Raw genomic sequence first — 26,098 nt, forward strand, 5'->3', positions numbered from 1 at the left:
TTTTATTTATTCTTGGCGGCAATATCCGTCAGTTCCTGGGCAATCTCTTCGGCAGTGGCCTTGCCGGCTACCAGCTTCGGATACAGGTTCTTCCAGGCATCCGTTACGTTCGGGAAAACGATGGAGTCGAGTGTCCGGTAATGAAGCTGCGTCTTTTGGGCGACCGTGATGGATTCGACCATAATCGGATATTTCTCCTTCAGAGCATCTGAGGGCTGAACTTCACTCGACACCGGCATTACATTGCCGTATTCAAGCGCGATAGTCTGCCCTTCAAGCCCTGTTTTGAACTTGATGAATTTCTCAGCGGCATCGCGGGTTTCCGGCGTTTTGGCTCCGATCATATAGCCGACCTCATAGGTGGAGATCAGACTGTTATTCGGATAGGCGGCAACACCCACTTTTTTATCGAACCCTTCAGCGGATTTGGTCGGGTCACTGAAATCACCGATCATCCACGGGCCATTGGCAATCATCGCGGCCTTGCCCTGGCTGAACGCGTTCGCTGCATTGGCATATCCCGCTCCCAGCGCATCCTTCGTCGAATACTTCTCCAGCAGCTCCTTCATCATGTTAAGCGCCTGAATCATTTCCGGCGTATTGAAGTTGGTAGGGTGCAGAGTGTTCATGAACGCTTTGCCGTTATCCCCGTTGGTGCCGATCATCGCAGCAAGAATCAGGTTACTCGTCCAGGCATTCTCCCCGGTCATCAGGGCAAGCGGAACGAAGCCTGCAGCCTTCAGCTTCTCGTTGTTGCTCATGAATTCATCCCAGGTCTCCGCCGGTTTGATTCCTGCCTTCTCGAACATTTCTTTATTGTAAAAATATCCGATGTTCTGCTTCTGATCGCTGATCGACCAGATCTTGCCGTCCCGCGTATTGGAGGCCAGGGCATCTTCACCGATGGCGGCCTTCCATTCCGGGTCCTTATCCAGATATTCATTGAAAGGGGTTGCAAGATTCCCCTTAATCAGTACATCATTAATTCCATCCTTGCCCATAACCACATCCGGCACATCCCCGGAAGCCGCCAGAATCTTGATCTTATCGACGTAGGCGGCATCACTTGGAATCTCTTCAACCACAACCTCCACTTCATTGCCGTACTTGGCATTGAACTGCTTGATCTGTTCTTCCTCCATCTTGGCTGACGCATGGGTTCCGACCCGGAAGGTAAGGTAAGAGATCTTCACCGGAGCTTTGGCTGCCCCCCCGGAATTCCCCGAACCGGGTGAAGCGGCTGTGCCATTCTTCGCTGTATTCTCTGATCCGCATGCCGTTACGGATACGGTGAGCAACAGCGCGCAGGCCAGATTCAATCCTGTTCTGTACAATGGTCTAATCATAATTCATCCCCCTTAGCAATTAATGGCCCGTATAGAGCATCGCCCTGCGGCCCATAACAGTGGTTTACAGCTTTCATTGTAGAGCAAAGGAAATTTTGATTGAATTCGTTTTTCGGTAGAATCTTTTATGAAATCTTGAGCAAATCGGGTAAGGCAGCATGAGGGATGAAAGGGCTTTCCGTTTTCTTTAACTCTTCATCGTTTTCTTTACCATTTGGCGCAAACCGCCGGTATTTCCCCCTGTTCGGCTATCCGCCGCCCCCCAAAAATTATATAATACCTTTACTATAGAAACCCTCACCAAGGAGCATCTCCCATGTGCAACCAACGGTTTAACCTTCGCCCGGTTACGGCTTTGTTCACCAGGATTCCCGTAAGAAATAAAATTGTCATGATCATTCTCCTGCTCATCCTGTTGCCTATGACATTCGCCGGCTGCTACTTCTACTGGAATATCTCCCAGGTGCTGACCCGCAATGCCAACGCGAACCTGTCTCTACTGATCCGCCAGACCAATGACAATATTGAGAAATCCTTTCAGATTATTGATAATACCTCCCTGCACTTCCTTTCCAACAAAATGTTAAGAAGCTGGCTGATCGACGATGCAGCGCTAAGCGATGACTTCTACAAGAAGTTTGTCAACAAAAGTGAGATGGAAGAGGATCTGAGATACAGCCTGATGTTCAACAATGCCTGGAATATCAGCCTGCTGTCTACGGCCTATGTGTTTTTTGACAACGACAATTATGTATCCGTTCTGAAGACACCGCCCAATATCGAACAGACGAACAAGAACAATCTTGCCGTCTATCAATCGGTCAATGGCAGAATGGTCAGAGGCAAGGAGATTCTGAAGCCAAGCCCCGGCGACCCGACCATATATTTCACACGGGTAATGTCCAACATCAATCTTCCCGAACAGCGTCTGGTGCTGATCTTCGGCACGAATGAGGCTGATCTGGCCGACGAGTACTCCGGGCTGCTCGCCTTTAATGGCGCTATGGCCTACATCATTGATAGCCAGGGAACCATTTACTCCAGCGCCGCCAAGCAGGAATTAGGCTCTCACATTTCTGCGGAGATTATGGCCTTGACAGACAAGGACGAGGTTAGTGAAGTCAGGCTGGGCCAGGAGACCTATCTGGCCGCTTCCCGCAGCATTGGTACCACCGGACTTACCTTTATTGCCGGCATCCCGAAGAAGCAGGTGCTCTCCAAGCTGTCAGGAAGTATGCACAACTACATATGGATCATCACCTTGATTGCCATCGTCTCCCTCGCAGCCGGCATTCTGATCTCTCTGCGTTTCACCCGGGTCGTCCGTGATCTGCTGCGGAGCATCCGCAAGGTGAAGAAGGGGGATTACAGCACCAGAATGCCAGCCTACAAGGATGCAGAGCTGAACCAGCTTAGCAATACCTTCAATCACATGACAGATGAGATCAGCTATCTGATCAAGGAAGTATACGAGAAGCATCTGCTCATCAAAGAATCGGAGATCAAATTTCTCCAGGCCCAGATGAATCCCCACTTCCTGTTCAATACGCTCATTACCATCGGCTACAAAGCCAAGCTGTCCAGAGATGAGACCGTTTACAAAATGGTGACCTCTCTTACAGAGCTGCTGCAGGCAAGCATCAACTCGAGCAGTCCGGCCAAAATCCCGATCCGTCAGGAGCTGGATTTCATCCAATTCTATCTCTATCTGCAGAAGGAAAGATTCGAAGATAAGATGGAGTATACCATCGAAGTGGAAGACGAAGCCCTGCTGGACCTGTACCTGCCCAAGCTAAGCGTTGAGCCGCTGGTAGAGAATGCGGTGGTGCATGGGGTGGAGAAAAAGCTGGGCAAAGGCCACATCCGCATCCGCCTGTACCACAGAGCCGATTCGGTCTATTTCGAGATTACGGATAACGGCATCGGCTTCGAGCAGGTGCCGCGGAACTGGAATAATTACGAGAACATCACCATACGCAAGCAAGGCCACAACAACATAGGTCTGATCAATACGCATAAGCGGGTCAGGCTAATCTATGGCGAGCCCTACGGGATTGAGGTCGAAAGCGAGCTTGGGGAAGGCTCCACAGTCACCTTGCATATACCAACAGATTGGGGGGAATTACCGCATGTATAACGTGATGATTGTAGACGATGAGCCGGTGATCAAAAAAGGGCTGCAATGCTTCATTGATTGGAGCCTGCTGCAATGTGAGGTAGTATGTGAAGCCTCCAACGGAATGGAGGCCATAGACCAGCTGAACGATCATGCTATTGATATTATCGTTACGGATATCCGTATGCCGGGGATGGACGGTCTGGCCCTGTCGGACTATGTGCAACGGAACTATCCGCAGATCAAGATCATTATTCTTACCGCCTTCGCGGACTTCTCTTATGCCCAGGCGGCCATTCAATATGAAGTCACCGACTTCGTAGTGAAGACCAATCCCACGGAGCAAATTCCCCGGGCCATTGAAAAAGCAACAAAGCAGCTGGAAAAGGAACGGGAGCAGAAGCAGAAGGTGAAGCAGCTGGAGAGCAAAATCCATGACCACCTGTCCGAGATCAGCGAGAAATTCCTGAAGGAGGCCGTTGACGGCCTGATCAGCGATGAGGCCGGTCTGATCAACCGGTCCAGTGAGCTGGGTCTGCAATTGGAGAACTATTTCGCAGTCTACCTGGAGATTCAGGAAATGTTCAGTCCCCAAGCTTATAGCGGAGTGCCGGGCAATGAGCACCACCGGTTCCTGGCATCCATCCGCCAGTTTCTTGCACTCGCCTTTGCCGGGCGTCCTTTATATCTTCTGAACATGGATAAAGGTGCGCTGCTCGCGATCATCTCCATGGATACCGGCAACGCGGCAGTCTCGACTCAAGCCCTGCTTACCAGCTGCCATGAGATTCTGGCCATGGCCGAGCATTTCCGGCAGTACCATGTCAATATCGGCATCAGCCTGCAGCACCGGAATGTGCTCACTCTGCATAGAGCCTGTCAGGAAGCCAGGGAGGCGCTGCGGGGCAGCTTTTATAATGATAATTATGTTGCTGTCTTCATGCCCCACCATACGAGCCAGACCCTGACTCCCGGGAACGTTCCCTATCACGCCGCCGAGCAGATTGCCGAATATTTGCAGAATGGCCAGAGCGATCAGGCGATTCTCCGGCTTGAAGAGCTGCTGGAGAGCTACCGGAACACCACAGAGCCCATAGAGAATGTAAAAGTGGCCTGCCTGCTGATCAGCTCCTATTGCTTCCGGCTGCTGAGCGCCAGCCAGCCCTTCGCAGCGGAGACAGAGGTGAACCAATCCGCGGTATATAAGCAGATCCAGGAGAGCAAAAGCATCCAGCTGCTCACCGATATTTTGGTCCGCCTGATTCACAGCAGCTCCAGCGCCCTGGCACTGAACGACAAGCAGCCGAATTATATCGTGATCGAATGCCAGAAATATATCAAAGAGCACTACAACCAGAACCTGAATCTGCAGATCATTGCCGATCATATTCACATCAACAGCAGCTACCTTAGCCGCCTGTACAAAAAAGTAACCGGGGAATCCATCATCGACGTCATCAACAAGTACCGGATCGAAATGGCCAAAAGGCTGCTCAGGAACCCCTCCAGCAAAGTATTTGAAGTCGCCGAAGCCGTCGGCATCGAGACCCCGGCTTACTTCACCCATGTATTCTCCAAATATACCGGCATGAGCCCCAAGGAATATAAGCTGAATTATTCACAGCTTAACTGATCATCCTCCGGCAAATCGTAAAACCGCAATATAGCGATAGATGAGCACAACAAACCAATAGATTTCATGAGTTATAATAATCTCAAGCACAATTCAGCGATCGTATGGAGGTTATTATTATGGACTGGAAACCGGTAATAGAACAGACGCTTATGACCACCCGCCTGAACATTAAGCGTTTCGGGGAGGCTTTTCCGATTGTAAGCCTTGGAGACGGCAAATACCATTTAACAGAGCAGACGAACTGGACGGAAGGCTTCTGGTCGGGAATTTTGTGGCTGAGCTACGAATACAGCAAGGACCCGGATATTCATGCCGCTGCGGTTCAAACGGTAGATTCTTTCCGGAAACGTATGGAAGCACAGCAGGCACTGGAACATCATGACATTGGTTTCCTCTATTCGTTGTCAGCGAAGGCCCGCTGGATCGCCGAACAGGATGAGGCCTCCCGCCAGCTGGCACTGCAGGCGGCGGATGTTCTGATGCAGCGCTGGCGCCCTGCTTCCCGGATCTTTCAGGCCTGGGGGCCGGAAGGAGATCCGGATAATGGCGGACGGATGATTATCGACTGCCTGATGAACCTGCCGCTGCTCTACTTTGCCGCAGAGCAGACCGGGGACCGCCGCTATGCCGAATGTGCAACAATCCATGCGGAGAAGAGCCGCCGATTCCTGGTAAGAGGCGATGATTCTTCCTATCATACCTTTTATTTTGACCAGGAGAACGGACATGCCCTCCGCGGGGGAACCGCCCAAGGCTATCAGGACGGATCGACCTGGACACGGGGCCAGGCCTGGGGCGTGTACGGCTTTGCATTAGCTTACCGTTATACACGGGAGGAACGTTTTCTTGAGACAGCAAGAAGACTGGCCCTTCATTTCCTGGAGCATCTCCCGTCTGACTATGTGGCCTATTGGGATTTTGAGGCCCCGCAGGAAGAGGGGACTGCGCGCGATAGCTCAGCTTCAGCCATCTTTGTGTGCGGTGTCCTTGAACTGCTGGAGCATTTGCCGGAGAGTCATCCGGATCGTGCCTTGCTGGGTGAAGCGGTGCAGAGGTCTATGGATTCCCTCATCCAGAACTACTTTACCGCAGGCGACCTCTCGGAGGAAGGCTTCCTCCGCCACGGTTCTTATTCGGTCAGAGGAAATTCCTCGCCCGATGATTTCATGATCTGGGGCGATTATTTCTTCCTGGAGGCGCTGCTCCGTCTGGAGCGGGGAGTGCCGGGGTACTGGTACGGGCGTTAAGCCTTATATTACATTTGAACGGCAGGCCTCCTGGAGGGGGCCTGCCTGTTTGTATGCGGATTGATATGGCAGGGCTGAATCCCCTCTCACTTCCCTTACACCTCCGCCCGTGTTATATATGTACTTAACTGAACAAGACAAGGAGAGCCGTGAAGATGTCCAGAATCATGATTGTTGAAGATGATCCGAAGATTGCAGACCTGCTGCACTCGGCTGTTGAGAAATACGGGTATGAGGTCGTCAGGGTCAAAGACTTTCAGCGGGTGTTGCAGGAATTTGAGGAGATGAGACCGGAGCTGGTGCTGCTCGATGTGAACCTGCCCAGCTATGACGGATATTACTGGTGCCGGCAGATCCGCAGGGTCTCCACCTGCCCTGTGCTGTTCATTTCGGCGCGGGCCGGGGAGATGGACCAGATCATGGCGCTGGAGAACGGCGGGGATGATTATATCACCAAGCCGTTCCATTCGGGGGTTGTGCTCGCTAAGATCCACAGCCATCTCCGCCGCGCTTACGGGGAATATGCGGCTAAGCGCGAGGAGCTGATGCTGGAGAAGGAAGGGCTGATTCTGTATCCTGAAAGGCTTGAATTGCAGTACGGGCAGGCGGTCGTGCCCCTTACCCGCAAGGAATCGGATCTCATCGAGAGTCTGATGGAGCGTTACCCGAGGGTTGCCAGCCGGGAAGCGCTGCTGGAGAAGCTATGGGACCCGCAGGCTTTTGTGGATGAGAACACGCTGAACGTGAATATCGCACGGGTCCGCAAGAAATTCCAGGAGCTGGGGATGGAGGATGCTGTGCTTACCGTCAGGGGTTCGGGATACCGGCTGAACAACAGCTGGTCAGGGGCCCAGCCATGAAGCTGTTTCTCCGTGAGCATATGTTGTTATTGGCTGTGCAGATCGTGCAATTCGGTGCTATGCTGTCCATTTACTGGCTGGACGGCTACCGCGATCTGCCGACCGCTCTCTATGCGGTCTTTATTGGCTTCTTCTTCCTCAGTTGTTATCTCATCTACCAATATATCAGCAGGCGCCGTTATTATCTTCGCCTCAGCAGACCTCTGGAGACGCTGGACGAATCCTTTCAGAAGCTGGAGAACCACCCTGTATCCACAGCGCTGGAGCAGCTGCTGCATGCCCAATACGGCTACTATCAGCAGCAGCTGACGGCGGTGAAGCAGCAGCAGGAGCAGCATCTGACTTTCATCGACCAATGGGTCCATCAGATGAAGACGCCTTTGTCAGTCATTGAGCTGACCGTGCAGAATATGGACGAGCCGGAGTTTGCCAGCATCCGCGAGGAGCTGGAGCGTATGCGCAGCGGACTGCATACCGTTCTGTATATGGCCAGGCTGCGGGCTTTTGAGAAGGATTTCCACATCAGGCCTGTCGTCCTGCCGAAGCTGGTGAACGAGGTGGTCCATGATCACAGGCGCCTGTTCATCCGCAGCCATATCTTTCCCGAGGTCCAAGCCCCAGCTCCCGGCCTTACCGCCCAGACCGATGAGAAATGGCTGTTCTTCATGCTGTCGCAAATTATGAACAATGCCATCAAATATTCAGCGGCGGCTAATACGGAGACCGGCCGGAAAATCACTATATCCTGCTATATAAGAGGAACGGAGGCAGTTATTGAGGTTAAGGACCGGGGCATTGGTATTGAGGCGTCTGATCTCAAACGGGTATTCGACCCCTTCTTCACCGGCAGCAACGGGCGCGGGCTGCGGGAGTCTACAGGAATGGGGCTGTATCTGACGAAGGAGTCCGCCGACCGTCTCGGGCACCGGCTTGAGCTGGAATCGGCGGCTGGTGAGGGAACGGTGGTGCGGATTATTTTGACAGCGGATACTTAGCTTACAGGCATGTAATAAAAGTGACATCTAAATCGATAGTTGAGACGCTGCCGTCTCCGGTATATTGGTTACAGAACAAGTGAGGGGGAGTACAGCCTTATGCTGGAGGTTCAAAAGGTCAGTAAAATCTATGGAGGAAACGTGGCCTACCGGGCCTTGACCGACATTGACTTAACCATCGCAGCCGGAGAATTCGTGGGGATTATGGGACCCTCCGGCAGCGGAAAAACAACGCTTCTGAATATGGTAGCCACCGTGGACGTTCCGACTACCGGAAGCATTAGGATCGATCATAAGGACACGGGCAAGCTGAACAAAAATGAACTGGCAGTCTTCCGCCGCCGCGAGCTGGGCTTTGTCTTTCAGGATTTCAATCTGCTGAATACCCTGACTGTCGAAGAGAATATAGTGCTGCCGCTGACCCTGGATGGGACCCGGGTTAGTGAAATGAAGCAAAAGGCCCGGGACATTGCCGAGAAGCTGGGGATTGGCGCCATTATGAACAAACGCACCTATGAGATCTCCGGCGGACAAGCCCAGCGGACTGCGATCGCCAGAGCGATGATTCATGCTCCGAAGCTGCTGCTGGCCGATGAGCCTACCGGAAATCTCGATTCCAAGGCAGCCAAGGATGTGATGGATCTGCTGGAAACGCTCAACCGGGAGCACTCCACAACGATGATGCTTGTTACCCATGACGCTGTAGCCGCCAGCTATTGCCACCGCGTGGTATTCATTAAGGATGGCAGGTTCTATACAGAGATTCATCACGGGGATAACCGCCAGAGCTTTTTCCAGAAAATTATTGATACACTTTCGCTGTTAGGGGGATACAGCCATGACGTTCCGCCAGTTCGCATTCCGTAACGTCTCCCGGAACACGAGGCTGTACACCGCCTATTTTCTCAGCAGCATGTTTACAGTGATGGTGTTCTTTACCTTTTCCATTTTTGCCTATCATCCGGTACTGAGCGGGGGACAAATTCATTCCAGTGCGGCGCTGGCCCTGTCGGTCTCCAAATGGGTGATCTATGTGTTCTCCTTCTTCTTCGTGCTCTACTCCATGAGCGCCTTCCTGCAATCGCGCAAGCGGGAGTTCGGGCTGATGATGATGCATGGCATGACGGTCCGGCAGCTGCGGCGGATGATCTTCCTGGAGAATATGATCGTCGGGTCCGGCGCCACGGTCAGCGGCATCGGGCTCGGCGTGATCTTTGCCAAGGGGATTCTGCTCGCAGGTGAGAATGTGCTGGCGCTGAACAAGCCGCTGCAATTCTATTTCCCGTTCAAGGCGATGGGAGTGACTCTGATCTCCTTCCTGTTGCTGTTCGTCCTGATCTCCCTGTTCATCTCTACGGTGCTGCGCAGCGGCAAGCTGATTACGCTCATTCAGGCGAACCGTCAGCCCAAGCCGGAGCCGAAGGCCTCGCTTCTGCTGTCACTGCTGGTGGTATTGCTGCTTGGGGTCAGCTACTTCCTGTCGCTCCGGGCGAGCGGCCTGGCTGTAGTCCTGCTGCTCGCACCGGTGGTCATTATGGTGTCGGTCGGCACCTATCTGCTGTTCACACAGCTCAGTGTGTATCTGATCCGTAAGCTGAAGGCACGGGAGGGGCTATTCTGGCACAAGACCAATATGCTGCTGTTCTCTGACCTTTCCTACCGGATGAAGGACAACGCACGTTCCTTTTTCCTGGTCGCCATCATCTCTACCGTATCCTTCAGCGCGATAGGAGCCCTGTACGGATTCCAGTCGATGATTAATGGTACGCTTACGCAGAAGAATCCTTATCTGTTCACCTACCTGTCTGCGGACGGAGACAGCAAGGCACAGGCCCATGTACAGCTAATTGACCAGAGCCTGGCCCAAGCCGGGATAGCCGCCGAACCATTGAGTCTGAAGATTAACTATTATAAAGCTGCGGATAGCAGCCAGACGCTGGCTCTGGTGAAGCAGTCCGATTACAACCGCATAGCCGGGCTGATGGGGCTAACGCCCATCCGGCTTGCTACTGGGGATGGGACAGCCGCCATTGTAGACTTCGGCTTGTCCCGCAAGGGGGAGGAGCTGCTCCACCAGCAGGTGAAGCTGCAGTCAGGGATGGACATTGAGGCAGAACAGGCCGTGGTGTCTTCCGCGATACGGGCAGTCAGCGGTTATTACGTCGTCCCCGACGAGCGGATCGGGACGCTGGGACAGCCGTTCAAGGTGAGCCGATATTATGCGTGGCACGGGGCGGCCGGGCAGCACGGGGTACAGCAGGTGGGCGAACTGCTGACCAGTAAGCTTCCTTATGATGAACACGCCACCTTCTATGCGCTGGAGTATCAGACCTCCCGGACCAATGATTACTTTGGCCCCGTGATGTTCATCGGTTTTTTTGTCGGAATCGTATTTTTTGTCTCCGCCGGCAGCTTTCTCTATTTCCGGCTGTACAGCGATCTGGATGAGGATAAACAGAAGTTCAAGGCCATCTCCAAGCTGGGGCTCAGTGACAAAGAGCTGGGCCGGATATTGAACCGCCAGATCAGCCTGCTCTTCTTCGCGCCAATCGTTGTCGCGCTTGTGCATGGAGCCGTTGCCCTTACCGCGCTGTCGCATATGTTCCAGTACTCCATATTCAGGGAGTCTCTGCTCGTGCTGGGCCTGTTCTTCTTCATTCAGGTGATCTACTTCTTCATTGTCCGCCTGTTCTACACCAGACAGATCCGGTCGGCGTTGACCGGATAGAGCTGTAAGAAGCTGTCCCCAGCCATGATGGCTGCTTGGGATAGCTGTTTGTTTGGAGTTGGGATCAACGTGAGCACTTGGACGGACGCTCCGAGAACAGACCGTTGTTCCAATCGCTGTTGTCCCCAGATTTTTTATTGATTCTCCTTAACGGTGAAAATCCGGGGACAAAGGCGACCGCTGCCGCTTTTCCACAATCGTTCCGTTCTCTCTGCTGTTTAAGCGGGCAATGGATCTACCATACAACCCCTTACTGCCCTGGCCCAAACACGCAAAACAGCGATACTCCAATGACCAGGAGAATCGCTGTTTTTTTGTATTTAGTGTGGAGATGAATTGAAACCCGTTCCCCTTACGGCAGAACCGAGAAGGTAATGTCGTCGAACAGCATGTAAGCGAAGCCGCTGGTGTAAAAGCCGACCTTGCCGGACGGGCGGTGGCCCGGATCGGTGCCGGAGAGCCTTGGCGCACCGTCAACGGATACAGCGATATCCCCGTTCTTCGCCGTTACCTTGACCGCATATTCCGTATCTGGCAGCAGGTCATGCCCCGGAAGCACACTCTCGGTAAGCTTCTGCCACGCTGTATCATACAGAATCCAGGAGGAAGATCCGTCTGCCCGGGTCCGGTACCCGATCCGGGTCGAGCCGCTGCTGTCCTGGCGGTCGAAGATATACAGAATGCCGTTATCCGGCATCACGGCTGGTGTCTTCAGCTTGAAGTCAAGCTGATAGGAGGTGAAGCTGCGGTCCAGCAGGCCGCTTGCGCCGTTCAGCAGCTTATAACGGCGGTTGCCGTCCGAATCAGCGGCAATGCTGCGGTTCGGGTCCACCGGCCAGCCGTTGCCTCCGTTCTCGAAGTTGGTCTCATGCATAATATTCGAGACGGTGACTGTAATATCCGCCTTAATCAGCGGATTCACCGTTGACACAGCCGAGATGACCGTCTGCCCCTCGTATACGGCATGCACCACACCCGTACTGTTCACTGTAGCGACCGCCGGGTTAGCCGACTCCCAGGTCAGGCCTGTATCCGGCGTATCCGCAGGGTCGAAGGCTACCTGTAACGCCTTATCTTCACCTGCGGCCAGACGCACGTTATTCTCTGCCGGAATAATCCCGGCCAGCGTTGTCGTCAGCTCCCTGAACTGAATGTCATCGAAGTGCATCTGGCTGACATTGCTGACATAGAAGCCGACTTTCCCTTCCGCATTGTGTCCCGGATCATTGCCCTTCAACCGGAATGCTCCATCCAGGTAGACACTGATATCGCCGCCCTTCACCAGCATTTTGACACTGTACTCCGTATTCGGCTGCAGGTCATGGCCCGGCAGCTTGACTTCCTTCAGCACCGTCCAGGCTGAATTATACAGCAGCCAGGCTGAGCTTCCGTCCGCCCGGGTCCTATAGCCGATCCGGCTGGAGCCGCTGCCGGCCTGACGGTCGAAGATATAGAAGGTGGCATTATCCCCCATTACCTCCGGGGTCTTCAGCTTGAAGCTGAGCTCATAGTCCGAGAAGGATTTGGGGCTGAGCGCCGAGGCCCCGTTCAGGATCTTGTACCAGCGGTTCGTGCCGATCTTCTCGATGCTGCGGTTGGCATCCTGCAGCCAGCCGTTCGCGCCGGATTCAAAGTCCGTGAAGTCCATCACTCCGTCGCCTGCCTGTACATGAACCGTGACCGTGGCGCTCAGGAGCGGATTCTCCGCTGAAGCCACCGTGATCACCGTGCTGCCTACCGACCGGCCGGTGACGGTTCCTGCACCATCGACAGCCGCCACCCCGGGATCAGCCGAAGTGAAGGTCAAGGCCGGATTGTCCGCGTTCCAGGGGAGGACCGCCGTGCGAAGCTTCACCGTTTTCCAGCGGTCTACGTTAATCTCGCTGTCATAGACACTCACGCCCTGCACAGGATAGCTGTCCGCACCGGCTGTCGTGCCAGCCTTACCTGCAACGCCGATCTCGGCGAACGGAATGTCGGGGAATCCGGGAATGACATCGAAGACATCCGCATCCGGCCGCAGCGACAGATCGCCTCCCGCCAGATCGGTGAACCCGGGATCTCCTGCGGTTACCCAGTTATTCGCATACTGGACCAGCCCGAACTTGTCATAGGCCCCGTACACATTGGTTGTTACACTGCGCGGAAGGGACGGGTTATAGATAACATTGCCCTGGAACGTATTCGTATCAGGATAATAACGGTTCTCCGTGAAGAAATCCGCCAGCTCGGGATACTTCGTCAGATAAGGAGTTCCGGTGAAATTATTGTTCGCTGCGAACAAGGCCTGCCACTTCGGCATGTAATTCAGCGGCACCTGATCATCCGGCTCATCGCCGAGGAACATATCCGCATAGTCATACGGAATTTTGCTGTCAATGAAGATATTGTTGCGGGTCAGGATATGGGCGCCGCCGTTATTTTTAATAGCCGAATTGCCCATCTTGTAAAAGATATTCTCGTCGATCGTCAGACCCATCGTGAAATTGTCCGGGTATACACCTTCTACGCCCGCTTTGCTCTCCCCGATGTTATGGAAATAATTGCGCCTGATCACCGTACCCCGCTCATGGGGCTGTTCCCCCGCGTTCATATAGATCGCGCCGAGGTCCGAGAAGGTCGTGCATACATCATAGATCTCGTTATATTCCACGGTATGATCATTGCCGAAGATCAGCACGCCGGGATGCGGCGCATCATGCAGCTCATTATGCGACATGCGGTTACCCACGCCGGACAGCAGCACCCCGGGATTATAGGCTTTGTGATAGTAGGCAAAATCGTGAATATGCGAATTCTCCACCCTGTTGTTTCCCGGGGCAAGCGTTGTTTTGTTGCCTCCCGTCAGCGTGACGGCGGTGCCGCCGATATGATGAATATGCGTGCTGACAATGGCGTGATCCGTTCCCGGTGCCCCTTCGAAATTATTGTAATAGAACCGGCTCTGGGTATTGACCAGCACCCCGCTGTTGGTGAAATTGCGGATCTCGCTGTTCAGAATACGCATTTGCTTGCCGCCCATGAACACCGCTGCGGAATCGCGGCCGTTCTCCAGCACCAGCTCCGAGAAGTCGATGTACGAGGCGTTCAAGGCGTTGATCATCGGACTCTTCAGCATCGTGACTTCAATATCCGGGTTCCCGGCAGTAAATTCCGCGTTCGGCAGAAAATACAGCTTCCCGGCCTGGCGGTCAATATAATATTCGCCGGGCATATCAATTTCCTCCAGCAGATTCTGCGCGAAGTGGAAATCCGGGTACCAGTTCTTGAAGATCCCGCTCATCTCTCCGTAGCGGAGGGTGATGCTTTTGGCAGCTGTATCAATGGAAGCAATCTTGTTGTACGACCATTCCCAGCTGTAGCCGAAGATGCCGTCCAGCCAGATGTCGTCCGCCTGCGTCCAGTACTGGGGACGGTCATACGTGTAGGTGAAGGTTCCCCCGCGCGTATGCACTTCGCCGTTCGGGTCCTTCCGGGTCGGGCCGGGATCAAGAATCTCATCCATCTGGACCGTGCCTTCATTCGGCCAGCGGGCCAGTGTCATGCCCTGCCCGGCCACGTACAGCTCCATCGGCGGCACCTCGCTCAGATCATTGGCCAGATAATAGCCGTGTCGGCTGAGCTGGCCGTAATCGGTAATGCCGAGCGCTCCCAGATCGGCGGCCAGCACCTTCGTTCGCGCCTCCGGGCTGATGATCCGGCTGAGAATGGCCGTGTCGGTAACCGGAACGAAGGCTGACTTGGCGAGTTGGCGGGAGCCGGACAGCGTGACCTCCTCTCCCGGATAAGCCGTATACGTGATGGGCTTGTCGGCTTCGCCGGAGTCCTGTTCACGCAGCTCGAAGCTGGAGGTCCGCTCATACCTTCCTTCCCGCAGATACACGGTGACTCCGCCGTCCGGCAGTCCTTCCTCCGTCTTCAGCGTACGAATCGTATCGCGCGCCTTCTCAAGCGTCTGGAACGGGGCATTTAGCGTCCCAGCATTGGAATCGCTTCCATTATTGGCCACATAAAAGGCCGTCCCGGACGTTCCTCCCTCCGCATATGCAGGGGCTTCAAACGGCAGAGAGGGGATCAACAACAGACTGGCTGCAAGTGCCGCAAGCAAACGTTTTTTCACCAAGGCTCCTCTTCCTTTCAACGTGGGATGTAGGGGCTTACGCCAACTTCAGTCTGGCGAAGCCCCCCATGAGCAGCAGGTTTCTCCGGTTCTCCTCAGCCGTGCAGATCTATTCTGTGTCCTTACACCTTACGCCTTACTTCTTCAGACCTTTATCCTTCAGGAATTGTTCGAATTGTTTGGTGACTTCCGCCACGTATTTCTCTTCGCCGGCTTCCTTCAGCTTGCCATAGAGCGCAGGCCAGGTTTCATCAAAATCAAGCGTACCGGTAACCAGCCCCCGTTTGTATTCTCCCCACACGGCGTTCAGGTTGGCGATTTCGGTATTCACCGGCTCGGAATTGAACTTGAAGGCACCAACCGGATTCACCTCGGAACCGGAATTGATCTTCTTGGTCTCTTCCCAGACATTCTCCGGCTGACCTTCCTTCAGATACGAGTTGAATACGCTGCCGAACACCCAGTCCATATTAGGCAGGTAACGGGAATCCGCTTTGGCCTTGATGTACTCCCCGTCTGCCTTATCATAATGCTCACCGGCAATCCCGTTACAGAGCAGATTGTACAGCTCCTTGTCGGTATTCACCAGATTCAGGAACATCATCGCGCGCTCCGGATTAGGGGCCGTACGGCTGATCGATTGGTTGGTTGTGGCCGAATAACCATTGGAGAACCAGTCGCTGAGCGGAACGGTGATTACATCGTTACCGCCGTTTTTGGCCTTCACCTCAGCCTCAACGCCCGGCTTCAGCGTCACGTTGAAATCGACGGCAATCTGCCCTTTGGCGAGGTAATCATTCGCTTTTTCGGTAGCGGCATCCTTGTAAATATAGCCATCCTTATACCACTTGCTGGCCAGCCGGAAATTGTCCAGTTCTTCTTCCGGGTACCGCTGGAGCGTATACGAAGGATCATCTGTCTTAATATAGAAATGGTCATCCAGACCCGGAACTACCCAGTACTTGTCGTCATGCGACTGCGGATTGATGAAGGAAGTGCCGAATACGCCAAACGGAATGATATCCTTCTCGTTCTGCTTAATCTGGGCCAGGAACGGCTCGATGTCCGCTATTTTTTTGATGGAAGCGGTATCAAGTTTGTACTTGTCAGCGAAGCGCTTCTGGATGATGAAGCCATACCGGGAGCCGTTGATCTGCTGGTTCGGAATACCGTAGATCTCCCCGTCCACCGAGAGGCCATCCCACATCACCTGCGGCACATCCTTCTTCAGCTCCGGCGCATACTCGTCAAGCAGCTTATCCATCGGCTGAATCGCTCCCTTGCGCACCAGTTCCTCCGGCTTCAGCATATAACCGGTCCAGAGAATGTCGAATTTCTCGCCTGCCGCAAGCACGGTGTTCATCTTCTGCACATAGTCCCCGATTGCTACAGGCATCAGCTTCACGGTGGCGTTGATCTTCGCCTTCGTAATCTTGTTCACTTCCTCCTGCACCTTATCCTGGTCTGCCTGCAGCTGCGACAGCGGATAATACCAGGTCAGTTCGACCGGCTTCAGCTCGCCGTCCTTCCCGGATTCCGGTGCCGCGCTCTGCGCAGCCCCCGTTCCGCTTCCTTCCGTACCCGTAGCAGCATTGCCATTGCCGCCGTTATTGTTCCCTCCGCAGCCTGACAGCACGGATGCAAGCAGCATTACGGATGCCAATACGCCAACCAGCCCTTTTTTCATGTGAGTGACCTCCTGTACTTAGTACATGTAATTGTATGTTAACCCTTTAGGGAGCCAACCGTAAGCCCTTTGACGAAAAACCGCTGAAAAAACGGGAAGATGACCAACATTGGTCCGCCGGCCAGTACGGCAATAGCCATCCGCGCGGAGCTGTTCGGGAAGCTGCTCAGGTCAATGCCAAGCTGCCCGGTAAATTCGGAGTTCGTCGTGAGAAACTCAATGCTGTTGAGCGTCCGCACCAGCAGGAGCTGCAGCGGCACTTTATTCGGATCATCAATATAGAGCATCGCGTTGAACCATTCGTTCCAGTAGGTGAAGGAGATCAGCAGACCCAGTGTAGCCAGGGCAGGTGTCGAGAGCGGCAGGATGATCCGGAAGAAAATGCGGAATTCCCGCGCTCCGTCGATTTTGGCCGATTCAATGATCTCCAGCGGAATCTTGGACATGAAGCCCTTCATGACCATAATGTTGAACGGCGACAAGAGAATCGGCAGAATCAGCGCCAGCAGGCTATCCTTCAGATGCAGGTATTGCGTAATGAGAATGTAGGAGGGAACGAGCCCCCCGCTGAACAGCATGGTGAAAAATACATAGAAGGTCGTCGCCCGGTTATACCGGTAATCCTGCCTTGAAATGACGTAGGCGGTCATCGCGGTCAGCAGCAATCCGGCAAGCGCGCCGACAATCGTCACCGTGAACGTTACTCCATAAGCCCGGAGCAGAATGTCGGGAGCGTCCAGCAGATAGCGGTAGGCATCCAGACTGAAGGATGAAGGAATGAACTGGTACCCGTTCTCGGTCAGCGACTTCTCATCCGTCAGCGAGACCACGATGACCAGCAGGAACGGCAGGATCACCACCAGCGACAGCACAATGAACAGCAGATTAATAAACAGCTTGGAAATTTCGAATTTTTTGCCCATGCTTAAGGGCACCTCCTTACCACAGGGAATTATCGGGATCGACCTTGCGCACAATTCCGTTGGCCGTCAGCACCAGCACCAGACCTACAACCGACTGGTAAAAGCCAGTAGCCGCAGACATGCTCACATTGCCGACCTCACGCAGCGCACGATATACATAAGTATCAATGATATCTGTAGAGCCATAGAGAAAACCGGAGTTATTCGGGATGAAATAATGCAGGCCGAAATCCCCGCGGAACATATTGCCGATCGACAGAATCAGCATAATAATGATGATCGGAGCCATCAGCGGGATGGTGATTTTGAAGGCCATCTGCCGCTTGGTTGCCCCGTCAATCCGCGCCGCCTCGTAATATTCACTGTTAATGCCAATAATGCCGGCAAAATAAATCAGCGTGTTGAACCCCACCACTTTCCACAATTGAACCAGAATCAGAATGACCGGCCACGGTCCGGGATTCTGATACCAGCTCACCGGATTCAGCCCGAAGGATTCCAGCGTGCGGTTGATGAAGCCGTCCGAGTGGTTCAAGAAGGCGTAGGCCACATAACCCACAAGCACCCATGACAGGAAATGCGGCAGGAACAAGGCCGTCTGATAGAACTTGCTCCACTTGGCCTTGATCTCATTCATCAGAATAGCCAGCAGCAGCGCTGCCGAGGTGCCGATCAGAATATAAGCGGTGTTGTACAGGACGGTATTCCGGGTAATCCGCCACGCCGTGTCCGTAGTGAACAAATAACGGAAGTTATCCAGCCCGACCCATTTGCTGCCGAAGATCCCGAGATCATACCTGTAATTCTTGAAGGCAATAATCAGACCGATCATGGGGATATACGCGAAAATCAATTTGTACAGCAGTCCCGGCAATGAGAGCAGGAACAGCTCCCGGTTGCTTTTGAAATGGGCCAGCTCCCTGCCGATCCAGGATTTCTTGCGCGTAGCCGGCGGCGCCCCTGAGCTTGCTTGTTGTTCCGCCAGCGGAACCTTATTCAACATAACCTTAAGCCCCTTCCTTTCCTTCCTTAGCTGCAGCTGTGTGCCTGTGTCCCAGGCTTTGCACGACTAACATAGCGCAGAATCAGGCCGCCGCGTTACTGTACAATTGCAAGAATGCTGTAACGGCGGGCTGTATAGTTGCCAGATTCCTGCTTGCACGGGGGCAGACTCATTCGCGGCGCAGCAAAAAGCCCGCTACATGAACAGCGCTCATGCAGCGGACTCTGCCTTACGTATGGGGATGCGGAATTATTTGCTGCGGTCAATGGCTGACTTCAGGCGGTACTCCTTCGGTGTGATGCCATAACGCCGCTTGAACAGACGGTAGAAATAACTCTCGTTCCCGAAGCCGACCTTCTCCATAATCTCTGTCACGGTGAAGTCCTTTTGCTCCAGATATTCCTTGGCTCTGGCCAGCCGGGTGGTATTGATCTGATCCACCACGCCCGTGCCTTCCTGCGCCTTGAACACCTGACCCAGATAGACCGGACTCATCTTGAGCATATCGGCAATCCGCTGCACATTGAGGTCAGGATCGGCGTAATGCTTGTCAATAATCTCCTTCACCGTCTCTGCCAGCAGCCGGTTCTTGTCCTCGCGCCCGCTCCGGCGCTGCTCGGCGACTTCCCGCATCACCTCCAGCAGGACCGTCTCCATCTCATCCAGCGTCTCCTTCTCCAGGATCCGGCGGTTGATCGCCTGCAGGTTAAGCGAGACCGGATGGACACTCAGGCTGTTCATCTCGGCCAGCGTCTGGCTCAGGGTCACAGCCAGGTGAAGCACCGCCGAATACATATTCTCGTAGCTGAAGCCGCCAAGCAGCGCTCTCCATTTGCGGATCGTCTGCTCGGTCTCGGCCAGATCCCCGCCCTTCAGTCCCTCCGTCAGCTGCCGTTCCAGCTCCTGCGGAATGCGCAGCGCTTCATTCTCTTCATTCGCCCGGAGCATCTCAGGCTCAAGCACCGCCGCTTTGCCGTAGATCATCCGGTAATTGGAGTGGCGCTGCGCCAGATTGTAATGCGCGGTGATACTGCGGTAGTCCGTGAAGACCTCGCTTAGCGTCACCGTAAAGGTAATATGATAATAGTTGCCTATTGTCTGCTGAAGCTCCCGGAAGTGCTCATCCAGCTTCGTAAGGGTCCCGGCCCCGCTGCTGACTATGAAGACCAGATGGCCGCTCTTCATATCCGCAGCTTCACAGGACCCCTGCGTGCGCAATAATTCCTGTCCGATATTGGAGATGGCGAAGTACAGCAGTGATTCCATCGGCAGTCCCGGCTCCGCCGCAAGTCCCTGCAGATTGTCGATCTGTACCAGTGCCAGACGAAGCAGGGACGGATGGGCAATATCAATGCCGTGCTGCTCCTTAAGCTGCAGGAAGGATTGTTCATCCAGGCTGTGGCTTGAAGCGATCAGGCTGCGGAGCTGATAGAGCTTGGCAATATTGGACTGCGAGGCCCGCTCCAGCTCCAGCCCCTTTAGCTTGCTGATCATCTCCGTGAGGTTGGCCGCAATCAGTGACAGCTCATCCTTGGCCTGTGGCGCGCCCCGCACATCGCCGGGAACCAGAGTCAGCAGCTGGCCTACCGGCTTATACAGCCGCACCGCGAAGAACACGGACAACAGCACAGCGAGCAGAACAACGGACAACGTGACCGCAATCTCTGTCCATTTCATCTGCCGGACGCTGCCCAGCACCACATCATAATCCTGCATGCTGACAATCTGCCAGTTGTTCAGGGCTTTGCTCAGATAAGTCACCTTATACTTCCTGCCGTCATGCGTATAGTTGAAGGAATCCAGCGGCATGCCCGAAGCGCTGATCCGCGGCAGCAGCTCTCCCTTCAGGTTAAGCCCGGCAGGCAATTGTCCGCCGGTTGCGATCAGCACCTCACCGTCGGTATCTGTCACGAATAACACATCATTCTGCCGCTCGGCCACCTGGTTAAGCGCTTTCATATTATCCAGCATCCATCCCGGCTTCACCGTCAGAATCAGCACATTGTCATTGATGGAACCCAGGGTATCCCCGTCATACAGGAAGAAGGCGAAGACATCAATCCGCCCGCCCTTTCCGTCCAGGTCCAGCGGAATCAGCTGCAGCTTCGGCAGGTCTGCCCGGGAATCCATATACTCCTGGAGGGCACTGTACAGAAGACTATTGTTAATCTCATGATTAAGCGACGAGAAGAACCGGTGCTGGGCCCCATTATAAAAGACGGCCGCATGCAGGTACGGGGAAGCTGCGACCGTATGATTCAGCCGCTCAATCTTGAGGATGCTCTGCCTGTAATCCGCACCGGATTTCAGCGCCAGCAGCTCCTCGTCATTGTACAGGGAGACTGCCAGATCTTTTACAATCCCGTTCATGTTCTCGATGTTGTAATTGATCTGGGTCAGCAGCTTGCGGTCCGCTTCATTCTGGAGGCTGAGCACCTTACTGCGGGCACCTGAGTTCACGAACAGCGAAGCCACAGCCAGTATGGCGACAACAAGCATAAAGCTGAGTAGAATCCGCTGCAAGTATTTGCGCGAACGGATCGTCTGCAGTACATTCATGTGATCTCTCTCCCGGCTCTTAGGGTGTCCTAACTATAATCCCGCGCCAAATTGCTTGTCAATCCGCATCTCCGGCTCTGCACCGGACAACTCCCGGAGCAGAGTACACGCAATCACCCGGTGCCCCGGGGCATCCGGATGGATACCGTCGCCATATCTGTAAGCAGCGTTCTGCGAGCGCTCATGCCGGATAAGCTCCAGCAGCGGTGTACGCAGATCGATCACGCAGTCCGCAGGGCAGCCCCCCGACAATAGCCAGCCTGCATAACGCTCCAGCACCTGATCGTAATCGCGGTATGGCGCAAGATAACTGAAGTCCGCCGCATCCGCAGTCCGCAGCTCCCCCTTCATGGACAGGGCATCGAACGGCGGCGGCGTCATAAGCACCACCCCGGCTCCGGCTTCACGGATCTCCCTGCTGAGCGAGAGCATACCCGCCTGATAAGCGGCGAACCGCTCTTCCGAGAAGGGATGATAGATCCCATCATTCATGCCATAGCAGGCTATCACCACATCGGGGACAGCTTCCGCAAGCTCTCTTGCCAGCCGCTCATGCACGCAAGGGCGCGGATAGGGATGCGCCGCTTCGCTCAGACCCGAGACCGTCTCGCTGGGCACTCCGGATGATATCAGCTCGGCGTTCCACTCCGGCCGGTGTGTGTTCAGCCATTCCCGGATCAACCTGATATATTGTCCGTCAGCTGTAATGCTGTCCCCGAGGAACAGTATCCGGGGATTTCCGTTATTCAGTGTAATTCTATCCTTAAGTATATTCCGCATTCTTTGCCCTCCTGACCTTGACGCAGGTCTCACTGCCCGGCCGCACCCAAGCCGGTACACCCGCCACCCTAATGGTAGCGCCGCCCGCGCCTTTGCGCCTTGACGATCCCGACCTTCTTTAGCATAATATGGCCATGACCACCAAAATCCTAGCGCGGGATATCGGCCTTGAGCCCGGTTTTACCTTTAGAATCCAGAAATGCCCGCTGACCCATGATTACTACGTCCACAGCCATGATTTCTCGGAACTCGTCGTTATTCTGTCGGGACACGCCATCCACATCATTGAAGGGAGGGAGGTGCCGGTTAAGGCCGGACAGGTTTTTCTAATCCACAGCAACGTCTCCCACGGCTACAAGAATGTTGACGGGATCGAATACGTAAATGTGATGTTCCAGCCGGAACAGCTGCTCCAGCAGTCCGAACTCAGGCTCTTGCCCGGCTTCCAGGCCTTATTCTACATTGAGCCGTTCTACCGGAAGGAAATGTATTTCAAAGGCATGCTCTCTCTTGAAGAGGGACAGCTCCGGGAAGCTACGCGGCTGCTTGATCAGATCCTGGAGGAGCATGACCGGCAGCCCGAGGGCTACCGGCTGATGATCCGTACCTATTTCACTGCTCTGGTAGGCATGCTCTCCCGCTATTATCAGAACAGCAGCAGTCATGAGGATAACAAGGCACTGCGGATCGGGGAGACCGTTACCTATATCGAAGAGCATTTCCTGCAGCCCATCACGCTGCAATCGATGGCGGAACGGGCTTATATGTCCACCCGCCAGTTCCTGCGGGTATTTACCCGCAACTACCATACCACCCCTATGGATTATGTCATCCGCAAGCGGCTGGATTATTCCTGCACCCTGCTCCGCAGCCCGGGCCTGAGCATCTCGCAGGTGGCGATGGACAGCGGCTTCCATGACCAGAATTATTACTCCCGCCAGTTCCGCAAGGTATTTAACTGTACCCCCAGCCAATACCGTGAACGGATGCTCGGCTCCTGACCGCTGTCCCGGGGGGAGACGCTCAGTTCTCCCCGGGACCGGTCACAGCAGCAGCCTCATCCCGCTGGCGCAGCCGCTGCCGGTAGGCTCCCGGAGTCACACCGAACCTGGCGCTGAACAGCCGGGTCATATAGTTAGGGTCCTGAATGCCTACCCGTTCGGCAATTTCCGAGATGCCCAGCACCGTACCCCCCAGCAGCTTCTTCGCTTCTTCCAGACGCAGATGCAGTACATATTGCAGCGGCGTGGTGCCGATATGCTGCTTCATGCATCTGGTAATATAATCAGCCTGGAAATGCAGCTCCTCCGCAAGTCCCGCCAGATGAAACGGCTCCCGCCAATGAACCGCCAGATAAGCAGCGGCTGCCCGGGCCAGCCGGACCGCGGGCTCCGGCTGATCCGTCCGCTCACATTCCTCCTGAAGCGCCGCCAGCAGTCCGGCGAGCAGCAGATGAAGCCGCATGGCATTCTCTGCGCTGAGCCGATTATGAATCTCGTTCATCTCCTGCAGGATCGGCTCCAGTCTCTCCAGATCAACGGCAGCGAACTTCGGCAGATACAACCGCTGCTGCACGGAAGGCTCCTCATCCTCCACCGTTCCCTTGGCCAGCAGTGAAGACCAGGGGATATCCCCGCGCCGGATATACGCCGGTTCAGCTTCATGAATGAAATGCACCCAGTAGATCTCCGTATCCTCCTCGCAGGCACGGTACCCCTCATGCGGCAATCCGGCCTCCAGCACCAGCAGCATTCCCGGCCCTACTGCATATTCCTTGCCTTCCTCCATCATATAGAGCGTTCCCCGCTTGACCAGCAGCAGATCATATACACCGAAGGTGCGGGCGAAATGCCGGTCCCCCGGTGACCAGACGGCATGTCCTACCGTGACAAACTGCGGCAGCGGCGGAATTGGAAACTCCAGGCATAGCATGCTGTCCCCTCCTGTCCAAAGTCGGTTTTGTGCTATTCAAAGTCTATATTAACACTGGCTGATCCCGCAATAAAGAGGTACAGTGACTGGGAATCTTCTTTTCATTCCATTCCATAAGGGGCTGTGTATCCATGCGTTTTCGTCAGGTTCATCTTGATTTCCATACCTCAGAAGCCATTCCCGGCATTGGCCGGGAGTTCTCCAGAGCCCAGTTCCAGGCCATGCTGCGCACAGGTCATGTAGACTCGGTCACCGTATTCTCCAAATGCCACCACGGCTGGGCCTATCACCCCAGTGAAGCCAATGAGATGCACCCTGAGCTCACCTTCGACTTGCTGGGTGAAATGATTGAGGCTGCCCATGAGATCGGTGTCCGCACACCGGTGTATTTATCGGCCGGCCTGGACGAGAAACTGGCCCGCCGCCACCCGGAGTGGCTGATCCGTGATGCCGAGGACCGGACCCGGTGGGTGAAGGATTTCATGACGCCGGGTTACCATGAGTTCTGTATGAACACGCCTTATCTCGACATCCTGCTGGCCCAGATTCATGAAGCTGCCTCCAGGTATGATGCCGACGGCATCTTCCTGGACATCGTAGGTGTCCGTAAATGCCGCTGCCAGTACTGCGTTGCCGCACTGCGGGCAGCGGGTCAGGACCCCCGGGATGAAGCCGCCGTCATCGCCCTCGGCGAGCAGACTTACCTGAATTATGCCCGCCGTGTGCGGGAGACTCTGGATGCCGTGAAGCCCGGACTTCCCGTCTACCACAACAACGGTCATCAGCAGCGGGGACGCCGTGACCTTGTGCAGGTCAACACGCATCTGGAACTGGAGTCCCTGCCCACCGGGGGCTGGGGTTATGATCATTTCCCGCTGTCTGCGCGGTACGTCCAGACGCTGGGCATGGAATTCCTCGGCATGACCGGCAAATTCCATACCTCATGGGGAGAATTCGGCGGCTATAAGCATCCGAACGCACTGCGGTTCGAGACCGCGCTTAGCCTCGCCCATGGCGCCAGATGCTCGATCGGTGACCAGCTCCATCCCTCCGGCCTGATGGATGAGGCGACCTACGCCTTAATCGGCGCTGCCTACAGTGAGGTTGAAGCGAAGGAGGAATGGTGCAGCGGGGTAACCGCTGTGGCCGACATTGCCGTATTGTCACTGGAGGCGGCACGGGAGGCGTGTCCCGGCGGGCAGGCACTCAAGGGAGAGCGCAATCTGGCCGACGCCGGAGCGGTGCGTATGCTGACCGAAGGGCATTACCTGTATGATATCGTAGATACATTCAGCGATTTTAGCGCCTACAAGGTGCTGATTCTCCCGGACGAGGTATCCGTGTGGCCCGGGCTGGCTGATGCCATAGCGAGCTTCACTGCGGGCGGCGGCAAAGTGCTGGCTACCGGCCGCTCCGGGTTGAACCTGGCTGGCGATGCTTTTGCCCTGGACCTGGGAATCACCTGGCTTGGCACCAATCCCTACCAGCCTGCATATTTCAAGCCCTATTTCACTCCCGGGGCGCTATTGCCTGCTTCCTTTGTCATGTACGGCGAAGGCCAGCTGGTGGAATTGCAGGAAGGACAAGGACAGGCGCTGGGGCATCTGGAGAATCCTTATTTTAACCGTGATATCTTCACCTTCTGTTCCCATCAGCACACGCCGGGCGCCAAGGAGAATAATGGCCCGGGGATGGCCCTGAGCAGCAACGGCATCTATATTGCCTGGGAGGTATTCAGCGAATACGCTGAATCCGGCTCTCTCATCCTGAAGGAACTGGTGCTGCATGCACTGTCACAGCTGCTTCCTGAGCCGTCACTGCGTACGGATCTGCCGGCCCGCGGCATAACGACCCTGCAGTATCAGCAGGCAGAGCAGCGTTATGTGAATCATCTGCTCTACGCCGCTCCTGCCCTGAAGGGCCGGATTGAAGTCATCGAGGACCTCGTGCCGCTCTATAATATTTCCGTCAGCCTGCGGCTCCCGGCTCCCGGCCCCGTCCATCGGGTCTATCTGGCCCCTTCCATGACAGAGCTGCCATTCACGCTCAGCCCGGATGGCGGGATTACCTATACCATTCCTTATTTGGAGAACCACCAGATGGCAGTGGTTGAGCTGGTGTAGCTTGGCCTGCCTCCTGTTATAGAATCCCTAACCTTGAGTTTTC

17 protein-coding genes are annotated in these 26,098 nt (G+C 54.8%); 9 read left to right on the forward strand and 8 right to left on the reverse strand.

The features are described from left to right. Positions 1-2 precede the first annotated feature (2 nt). The gene (locus MHH28_RS15160; RefSeq protein ID WP_405116270.1) at positions 3-1,346 is read right to left on the reverse strand and encodes an ABC transporter substrate-binding protein; all 1,344 of its coding nucleotides are present in this window, start codon (positions 1,344-1,346) and stop codon (positions 3-5) included. Positions 1,347-1,662: 316 nt separating this feature from the next. On the opposite strand from MHH28_RS15160, the gene MHH28_RS15165 reads away from it, so the two are divergent. From MHH28_RS15165 to MHH28_RS15195, 7 genes are all read left to right on the forward strand, one after another. After that, positions 1,663-3,483: a sensor histidine kinase gene (locus MHH28_RS15165; protein WP_405116273.1), complete on the forward strand. Its 1,821-nt coding sequence runs from the start codon at positions 1,663-1,665 to the stop codon at positions 3,481-3,483. Beyond that, entirely contained in the window at positions 3,476-5,095 is a 1,620-nt protein-coding gene (locus tag MHH28_RS15170; RefSeq protein WP_405116275.1) for a response regulator, read from the forward strand. Before MHH28_RS15165 ends, MHH28_RS15170 begins: the two co-directional genes overlap by 8 nt. A 119-nt stretch (positions 5,096-5,214) precedes the next feature. Next, entirely contained in the window at positions 5,215-6,345 is a 1,131-nt protein-coding gene (locus MHH28_RS15175; RefSeq protein WP_405116277.1) for a glycoside hydrolase family 88 protein, read from the forward strand. Between the two features lie 155 nt (positions 6,346-6,500). Next, entirely contained in the window at positions 6,501-7,205 is a 705-nt protein-coding gene (locus tag MHH28_RS15180) for a response regulator transcription factor (protein WP_405116278.1), read from the forward strand. Further along, a complete protein-coding gene (locus MHH28_RS15185; RefSeq protein WP_405116280.1) occupies positions 7,202-8,200 on the forward strand; it encodes a sensor histidine kinase in 999 nt (332 codons plus the stop codon). The genes MHH28_RS15180 and MHH28_RS15185 overlap by 4 nt, the downstream gene beginning before the upstream one ends. 99 nt (positions 8,201-8,299) lie before the next feature. Beyond that, complete coding sequence (locus MHH28_RS15190) at positions 8,300-9,067, forward strand: ABC transporter ATP-binding protein (protein ID WP_405116283.1); 768 nt, start codon at positions 8,300-8,302, stop codon at positions 9,065-9,067. Beyond that, the gene (locus tag MHH28_RS15195; RefSeq protein WP_405116286.1) at positions 9,039-10,928 is read left to right on the forward strand and encodes an FtsX-like permease family protein; all 1,890 of its coding nucleotides are present in this window, start codon (positions 9,039-9,041) and stop codon (positions 10,926-10,928) included. The genes MHH28_RS15190 and MHH28_RS15195 overlap by 29 nt, the downstream gene beginning before the upstream one ends. A gap of 352 nt (positions 10,929-11,280) precedes the next feature. Here MHH28_RS15195 and MHH28_RS15200 read toward each other — a convergent pair whose 3' ends face one another. From MHH28_RS15200 to MHH28_RS15225, 6 genes are all read right to left on the reverse strand, one after another. Next, positions 11,281-15,048: an Ig-like domain-containing protein gene (locus MHH28_RS15200; protein WP_405116288.1), complete on the reverse strand. Its 3,768-nt coding sequence runs from the start codon at positions 15,046-15,048 to the stop codon at positions 11,281-11,283. Positions 15,049-15,184: 136 nt separating this feature from the next. Then, positions 15,185-16,735, reverse strand: a complete 1,551-nt coding sequence (locus MHH28_RS15205) for an ABC transporter substrate-binding protein (RefSeq protein WP_405116290.1) — start codon at positions 16,733-16,735, stop codon at positions 15,185-15,187. A 38-nt stretch (positions 16,736-16,773) separates the two neighbouring features. Beyond that, on the reverse strand, positions 16,774-17,658 hold the full coding sequence (locus MHH28_RS15210) for a carbohydrate ABC transporter permease (RefSeq protein ID WP_405116291.1): 885 nt from the start codon (positions 17,656-17,658) through the stop codon (positions 16,774-16,776). A gap of 16 nt (positions 17,659-17,674) precedes the next feature. After that, on the reverse strand, positions 17,675-18,661 hold the full coding sequence (locus MHH28_RS15215; protein ID WP_405116294.1) for an ABC transporter permease: 987 nt from the start codon (positions 18,659-18,661) through the stop codon (positions 17,675-17,677). 249 nt (positions 18,662-18,910) lie between these two features. Then, positions 18,911-21,220: a helix-turn-helix domain-containing protein gene (locus MHH28_RS15220; protein WP_405116296.1), complete on the reverse strand. Its 2,310-nt coding sequence runs from the start codon at positions 21,218-21,220 to the stop codon at positions 18,911-18,913. Positions 21,221-21,253: 33 nt separating this feature from the next. After that, a complete protein-coding gene (locus MHH28_RS15225; protein WP_405116298.1) occupies positions 21,254-22,000 on the reverse strand; it encodes an SGNH/GDSL hydrolase family protein in 747 nt (248 codons plus the stop codon). Between the two features lie 134 nt (positions 22,001-22,134). On the opposite strand from MHH28_RS15225, the gene MHH28_RS15230 reads away from it, so the two are divergent. Beyond that, positions 22,135-23,001 (forward strand): helix-turn-helix domain-containing protein, encoded by an 867-nt coding sequence (locus MHH28_RS15230; RefSeq protein ID WP_405116300.1) that lies wholly within the window; start codon positions 22,135-22,137, stop codon positions 22,999-23,001. A 22-nt stretch (positions 23,002-23,023) separates the two neighbouring features. On the opposite strand, the gene MHH28_RS15235 is transcribed toward MHH28_RS15230, so the two are convergent. Further along, on the reverse strand, positions 23,024-23,932 hold the full coding sequence (locus MHH28_RS15235; RefSeq protein ID WP_405116302.1) for an AraC family transcriptional regulator: 909 nt from the start codon (positions 23,930-23,932) through the stop codon (positions 23,024-23,026). Positions 23,933-24,063: 131 nt separating this feature from the next. On the opposite strand from MHH28_RS15235, the gene MHH28_RS15240 reads away from it, so the two are divergent. Then, positions 24,064-26,055: a beta-galactosidase trimerization domain-containing protein gene (locus MHH28_RS15240; RefSeq protein WP_405116305.1), complete on the forward strand. Its 1,992-nt coding sequence runs from the start codon at positions 24,064-24,066 to the stop codon at positions 26,053-26,055. Positions 26,056-26,098: the final 43 nt, after the last annotated feature.

The organism is Paenibacillus sp. FSL K6-1217 (genome assembly GCF_045040735.1).
Classification (GTDB): Bacteria; Bacillota; Bacilli; order Paenibacillales; family Paenibacillaceae; genus Paenibacillus_AQ.

Bases quoted from the DNA above. Each gene is read 5' to 3' on its own strand.
- MHH28_RS15160 (WP_405116270.1), bottom strand. From the start codon at position 1,346: ATGATTAGACCATTGTACAGAACAGGATTGAATCTGGCCTGCGCGCTG.
- MHH28_RS15165 (WP_405116273.1), top strand. From the start codon at position 1,663: ATGTGCAACCAACGGTTTAACCTTCGCCCGGTTACGGCTTTGTTCACC.
- MHH28_RS15170 (WP_405116275.1), top strand. From the start codon at position 3,476: ATGTATAACGTGATGATTGTAGACGATGAGCCGGTGATCAAAAAAGGG.
- MHH28_RS15175 (WP_405116277.1), top strand. From the start codon at position 5,215: ATGGACTGGAAACCGGTAATAGAACAGACGCTTATGACCACCCGCCTG.
- MHH28_RS15180 (WP_405116278.1), top strand. From the start codon at position 6,501: ATGTCCAGAATCATGATTGTTGAAGATGATCCGAAGATTGCAGACCTG.
- MHH28_RS15185 (WP_405116280.1), top strand. From the start codon at position 7,202: ATGAAGCTGTTTCTCCGTGAGCATATGTTGTTATTGGCTGTGCAGATC.
- MHH28_RS15190 (WP_405116283.1), top strand. From the start codon at position 8,300: ATGCTGGAGGTTCAAAAGGTCAGTAAAATCTATGGAGGAAACGTGGCC.
- MHH28_RS15195 (WP_405116286.1), top strand. From the start codon at position 9,039: ATGACGTTCCGCCAGTTCGCATTCCGTAACGTCTCCCGGAACACGAGG.
- MHH28_RS15205 (WP_405116290.1), bottom strand. From the start codon at position 16,735: ATGAAAAAAGGGCTGGTTGGCGTATTGGCATCCGTAATGCTGCTTGCA.
- MHH28_RS15210 (WP_405116291.1), bottom strand. From the start codon at position 17,658: ATGGGCAAAAAATTCGAAATTTCCAAGCTGTTTATTAATCTGCTGTTC.
- MHH28_RS15215 (WP_405116294.1), bottom strand. From the start codon at position 18,661: ATGTTGAATAAGGTTCCGCTGGCGGAACAACAAGCAAGCTCAGGGGCG.
- MHH28_RS15220 (WP_405116296.1), bottom strand. From the start codon at position 21,220: ATGAATGTACTGCAGACGATCCGTTCGCGCAAATACTTGCAGCGGATT.
- MHH28_RS15225 (WP_405116298.1), bottom strand. From the start codon at position 22,000: ATGCGGAATATACTTAAGGATAGAATTACACTGAATAACGGAAATCCC.
- MHH28_RS15230 (WP_405116300.1), top strand. From the start codon at position 22,135: ATGACCACCAAAATCCTAGCGCGGGATATCGGCCTTGAGCCCGGTTTT.
- MHH28_RS15235 (WP_405116302.1), bottom strand. From the start codon at position 23,932: ATGCTATGCCTGGAGTTTCCAATTCCGCCGCTGCCGCAGTTTGTCACG.
- MHH28_RS15240 (WP_405116305.1), top strand. From the start codon at position 24,064: ATGCGTTTTCGTCAGGTTCATCTTGATTTCCATACCTCAGAAGCCATT.